Genomic DNA, 1,211 nt, shown 5'->3' with positions numbered 1-1,211 from the left:
CCTGACACTTCTCGGATTGCAATCTGGGAGGTTGGGATGGGGTGGGAGACGAAGTCTGTGGTGGATCAGCGGTTGGAGTTTTGCCGGCTTTGCGCGCTTGAGGGCGCGAATGTTTCGCAATTGTGCCGACGTTTCGGGATTTCTCGCCAGACGGGCTATGTCTGGCTGAAGCGTGTCAGCTCTGGCGAGGCGGCGCAGGATCGCTCGCGGCGACCGCACTCCAGTCCGCGGCGCACCGATCAGGCGCTTGAACAGGCTGTGCTTGAGGTGCGCGATACGCATCCGGCCTGGGGCGCCCGCAAGATTGCGTGCATGCTGGAACGAGCGGGGATCGATCCGCCGGCGGCCTCGACAGTCCATGCTATCCTGATCCGACACAAGCGGATCGCAACGCCCGAGGGCGCCGGCCCGGCCTATGGACGTTTCGAGCGCGAAGCGCCAAACCTGCTGTGGCAGATGGACTTCAAGGGACGTTTTCAGCTTGTCTCGGGAGACTGGTGTCATCCGCTCACCGTCCTCGATGATCATTCGCGGTTTGCCCTCGGGCTTGAGGCCTGCGCCGACGAACGGATGATGACGGTTCGCAGTCGGCTGGAACGCATCTTTCGTCACCACGGGCTGCCGATGGCGATCTATACCGACAATGGCAACCCTTGGGGAACCGGCGTTCCGCACGGCTGGACACGCTTGCGCGTCTGGCTCCTCAAGCTAGGGGTAGAACTCATTCATGCCCGCCCCTACCATCCACAGGGACGCGGCAAGAACGAACGCTTCCACCGCAGTTTCAAGGCTGAAGTTCTCGCCTTTCAACCGTTGTCGGACTTCAGGCAGGCGCAAAGGGCGTTTGATCGCTGGCGCGACCTCTATAACCATCATCGGCCGCATCAGGGCATTGCCATGGCCGTGCCCGCAAGCCGCTACAGCCCGTCGCCCCGCAGCTTTCCCGCCACTGTTCCAGAGCCCGCCTATGATCCAGGCGAGATCGTCAGGCGCGTCAGCAGCACAAAGGCCTATGTCGCATTCAACGGCAAGGCATGGCGTGTGCCGAAGGCCTTCCAAGGGGAAACCCTTGCCATCAGACCCCTCGAAATCGACGGCCAACATGGCGTGTTCTTCGCAGCAAACCAGGTCGCCTTAATCGACCTCAACAAAGACGAATAACTGTCAGGCATGTCTCCGAACACCTGTCAGGGATGTCTCCGGGCTTTACA

1 pseudogene is annotated in these 1,211 nt (G+C 61.3%); it reads left to right on the top strand.

The features are described from left to right. Positions 1 to 36 precede the first annotated feature (36 nt). Positions 37 to 1,211 (top strand): annotated as a pseudogene (locus tag V6766_RS25465) (IS481 family transposase); the annotation flags it as partial.

The sequence above is a fragment of the Martelella sp. AMO21009 genome, assembly GCF_053484295.1.
Note: the sequence above shows the minus strand (reverse complement) of the source record. Positions and strands in the feature narration are given on the sequence as shown.